Raw genomic sequence first — 840 nt, forward strand, 5'->3', positions numbered from 1 at the left:
GGCCTTCATAGCCTTCCTCCTGCGCGAGCTTGTGCGCTGCATCGACAAGTTCGGAGCGCAGTTCGGCCTTTTGTTTCTCGCGGCGTGTCTGGACGCTGAGCGGCAATTTTCGCCTGCCTTCTGTTAGCGGCTGTTAGTGGCTGGCTAATTTATATACGCTGTACGGAAACGGACAAGGCGTTGTCAAATCAAGCATTGGCAGAATCGGCGTCGCGGCGCTCCGATTGGCGATACCCCTAGGTCGGCCGGCACATGAAGATCATCTCCGCCGAGGCTCGTTGAGCCGTTCAGGCCGCTTCCGGCTGGCGCTCGATCAATGTCAGCGTCAGCCAGCGCGCGGTCAATGCCGGTTTTTTCGAGCCCTCGATCTCGATGGTCACATCATGCGCCGTCTGCACCCAGCCCGACGGCCTGACCTTGACGTCGGCCAGCACGAAACGGGTGCGGATGCGCGCGCCGGTCTTCACAGGCGCCAGGAAGCGCAGCGAATCGAAGCCATGGTTGACGCCCATCTTGCTGTTTTCGAGCGGCGGCATGGTCTCGAAGGTCATCGCCGACAAAAGCGAAAGCGACAGGAAGCCATGCGCGATGGTGCCGCCGAACGGCGTCTCGCGCTTGGCGCGCTCCGGATCGCAATGGATGAACTGGTGGTCGTCCGTGGCATCGGCGAACTGGTCGATCATGCGTTGCGAAACGACCCGCCACGGCGACACGCCGACTTCCTTGCCGACGCTGGCCAGAAGCACATCGAGACTGATCGGTTCCACGCTGATGTCCTCCATTTCAACCGTCCGTACGCGAGCGGCTTCATTCCTTGAACAGTGTCAGCCCATGCTGCAC

General features: G+C 61.1%; 1 protein-coding gene and 1 pseudogene. Both read right to left on the reverse strand.

The genetic code is table 11. The annotated features are described in order from the left end of the window. A pseudogene (locus tag EOA86_RS41040) lies at positions 1-106 on the reverse strand (TetR/AcrR family transcriptional regulator); the annotation flags it as partial. A 181-nt stretch (positions 107-287) separates the two neighbouring features. Beyond that, a complete protein-coding gene (locus EOA86_RS36610; protein ID WP_029348059.1) occupies positions 288-782 on the reverse strand; it encodes a MaoC family dehydratase in 495 nt (164 codons plus the stop codon). Between the last annotated feature and the right edge of the window lie 58 nt (positions 783-840).

Origin of the sequence: Mesorhizobium sp. M5C.F.Ca.IN.020.32.2.1, assembly GCF_004023105.1 — a bacterium.
GTDB lineage: Bacteria > Pseudomonadota > Alphaproteobacteria > Rhizobiales > Rhizobiaceae > Mesorhizobium > Mesorhizobium wenxiniae.